The organism is Geomonas sp. (genome assembly GCF_056994735.1).
Map to the genome: position 1 here is coordinate 1 of NZ_JBXKJL010000284.1, position 2936 is coordinate 2936.

Annotated in this window: 4 protein-coding genes; 3 read left to right on the plus strand and 1 reads right to left on the minus strand. The window is 56.9% G+C overall.

What is annotated here, in order from left to right:
- The coding region (locus tag AC11W3_RS12125; protein ID WP_484093092.1) for a hypothetical protein at nt 1-365 on the minus strand (365 nt) is incomplete at its 3' end.
- A 254-nt stretch (nt 366-619) separates the two neighbouring features.
- On the opposite strand from AC11W3_RS12125, the gene AC11W3_RS12130 reads away from it, so the two are divergent.
- The 3 genes from AC11W3_RS12130 to AC11W3_RS12140 all read left to right on the plus strand — a co-directional run.
- Nucleotides 620-2035: a cytochrome c biogenesis ResB family protein gene (locus tag AC11W3_RS12130; protein WP_484093093.1), complete on the plus strand. Its 1416-nt coding sequence runs from the start codon at nt 620-622 to the stop codon at nt 2033-2035.
- A gap of 83 nt (nt 2036-2118) precedes the next feature.
- Nucleotides 2119-2574 (plus strand): hypothetical protein, encoded by a 456-nt coding sequence (locus AC11W3_RS12135; protein ID WP_484091517.1) that lies wholly within the window; start codon nt 2119-2121, stop codon nt 2572-2574.
- A gap of 57 nt (nt 2575-2631) precedes the next feature.
- A partial coding sequence (locus AC11W3_RS12140; protein ID WP_484093094.1) for a tetratricopeptide repeat protein occupies nt 2632-2936 on the plus strand: 305 nt, incomplete at its 3' end.

Below are 2936 nucleotides of genomic sequence, written 5' to 3' on the forward strand. Positions count from 1 at the left end.
GTTAGGGGGTCCACCGGTTTGAAGACTGGCTGGCCCTGTTCGGTGGCTATCAGCGCACCTGAGCTGGAGAAGATGTCGACGGAGCTTTCCTTGAAGCTGTCCTTGAAGCAATTCATTTCACCGTGCAGTATGACGTATCCGACATCGTGCCGCTCATATTCTTCGTCGATGGCCCCGGCCATGACCGGTACCGTCTTGACCGTGTATTGGTGGTTTCCCTCAAGGGTGCGCGTCAGGCTGTGGACGTCAAGGTATGAGAAGCTTATCAGGCTGTTACTGATTTTCTCCCATCTCGGATCTGAAGCAAAGGCGTTGGCGGCAGCGAAAAGGAGACAGGCGACTGTTATCACGGCGGTTGATCTCATGCGTTCTCCATTAAAATGCGGTAAGCAAATGTAGATGTTGCTAGAACTGCAATCAACATAAATATTGTTAATATTACTTCGCTAATTATACTGCAGCGTCCTGCAGCTGTAATTGATGCCACAGTATCGGCGGCACTCTTCAAGTCATTGTTGCTTGTGAGGCCATTGGAGTTTTTCCATTTGCAAAGATTTATAATCTGTTGTAGTGTGTCGCAACGCTGGAGAGTGCCGGTATTTAGAGGGGCGTGTGATCGATGTGGAAATTCCTTAACTCCAGGACGGTTGCTTTCTACATACTGGCCGTTTTCCTAGTCATCCTGTTCGTCTCCGCACTCCTTCCCAGCAACTATACGGTTCCTCCCAAAGAATGGGAAACTCTGGCTCAGACCAGGCCTAATCTCTTCTGGATCTACTCGCACTGCTCCACACCCTTTCTGGTAAAAAACTCTCTTTTCCAGCTCCTTTCCTTTCTCCTTTTCCTGTCCACCCTCAGCTGCACCGTCGACCGCCTGCTCAAATGGAACAGGTCGAGGACCTCCGAGTTCGTGAAGGACAAGGCCTTCGCCTTCTCAGCCGAGGAGAACTCACCGGCTGGTATCGACGCTGCCCGGGGAGCGGTCGACAAGCTCCTGTCGCACGACCGGTGGGATAAGTCGGTGGAGAGTGCGGGGGAAAGAGTAGTCCTTTCAGGGCAGAAGGGGATGTCGGGCTTCTGGGGCTCGGTGGTTTTTCACCTGGGCCTCCTCCTCTGTTTCCTGGCAGGGCCGGTCACCGCGCTGACGGGGTTTCAAGGGGAGCTTGCGGTGACCGAGAACGTGGCGGTGCCTCTTAACGGCAGCGTCGTTTCCTTCGACGGCAAGGATACTGCCACCCTGCCCGAGGCCCAGGTGGAAATCCGCAAACTCAGGGGGGAGTACTTCGAGGGACAGTTTAAGTACGACTTCGGCGGGACCCTGGCTGTGGAGGACCGGTCCGGGCGGCGGGAGCTTCCGTTCGCCGTCAACAAGCCGGCCGACTACCAGGGATACCAGTTCAGCCTGCACGAGTACGGTTTTGCGCCGCAACTGGTCCTGGAGCGCGACGGGCAACAGATTTTCGATTATTACCTGAACCTGCGCCACGGCGACGAAGGGGACTACTTCGATCTCCCCGACGGCACCAGGGCCTTCGTCATGTTCTTTCCGGACTTCTTCATGCAGGAGGGGAAGATCGGCTCCCGCTCCAAGGAGCCTCGCAACCCGGTGGCCATGGTCAAGGTTTTCCGTGGCGACCGCGAGGTCTTCAAGGGACTTTTCAAACCGGGAGAGGAGGCGCTGTGGGAAGGGACCCGGATCCGCGTCCCCGACTACCGGCGCTGGGTCACCCTGATCGTCACGCGCGAGCAGGGGATCGTGCTGGTGATTCTGGGAGCCATGCTCTGCGTCGGCGGTCTCCTGGCCAGGTTCCTGAGCAACGAACGCCGGATCGAGTTCGAACTTTCTCCCTGCGAGGCGGGCACCAGCGTCACGGTGCGCGGTTACAGCAGATACTATCCTGCCTTCCTGGAGAAGGAAGTGCTGCAGATGAAACAAAGCCTGAAAGAGGACCTTTCGCAGGAAAAGAGTGCGTGCTTCGACAAGCTCAGCACGAACGGAATGCAAGACAGGCTGAAAACCAACGGAATAGGCTGACCAGGGGAACAGGCTGACCAGGGGGACAGGCTGACCAGGGACATTTCATGAATACGTCAAGGTTACCAAAGGAGAATAGTGGTATGGTGTGGCGCTTGCTCGGTAAGAATGTGTTGTTCTTGTGCGGATTGTTCCTCCTGCTGGGATGCGGCATCAGCAAAGAGGAGGAAGAGGTCAGGAGCTTCGTCGGTAATTACTGCAGTGTCCTGCAGGACGCCTATGCCCGGGCCGACATGAAAGCGGTCGGTCAGATGGCGACCGCTAAGGAGCTGAAGAAGCTTTTCCCGACCATCCAGGCCCTGGTTGCCACCGAGAATCTGATGCCCACGGAGATCCTGGACTTCAAGATCAAGAAGGCCAAGGTCAGCGGCGACAAGGCTACCGTCGTGACCAGCGAACGCTGGAGTTTCTGGTGGGTAGACAAGAAGACCAGGGCGATCACCAAGCCGAAGAAGGAAGAGAGCTACCGCCTGGAATACAACCTGGTCAAGACCAAAGGCAGGTGGATGGTCGACTCGATCAGGAACCTGGACCAGTAGGGTCGAGGTTCTATCGGGCAGCTGCGATACCGGAGGGCAGAGACTTTGAAGAGTGTGATGAGGATTTTTGTGCTTTTGCTGCTGGTCTGGCCGCAGGTGAGCTTTGCAGCCCAGGGAAATCGCAGCGAGCTCTATCTCAAGGCGGCGGACCGTCTGCTGGCAAACGGCTACACCGTGAGAGCCCTTCAGTACCTGGAACGGGCCATCCAGCTTGATCCGACCTCCACCAAGGGCTACCTCAAGCGCGGCTTCGTCTATCTCCAGCAGGAGAAGCGGGACCTCGCCCTGGCCGACTTCAGCCGGGCCATCGAGATCGCTCCCCGGGACGGGAGCGGCTACGTCACGCGCGGCATGGTTTACAA

Bases quoted from the DNA above. Each gene is read 5' to 3' on its own strand.
- AC11W3_RS12130 (WP_484093093.1), top strand. From the start codon at position 620: ATGTGGAAATTCCTTAACTCCAGGACGGTTGCTTTCTACATACTGGCC.
- AC11W3_RS12135 (WP_484091517.1), top strand. From the start codon at position 2,119: ATGGTGTGGCGCTTGCTCGGTAAGAATGTGTTGTTCTTGTGCGGATTG.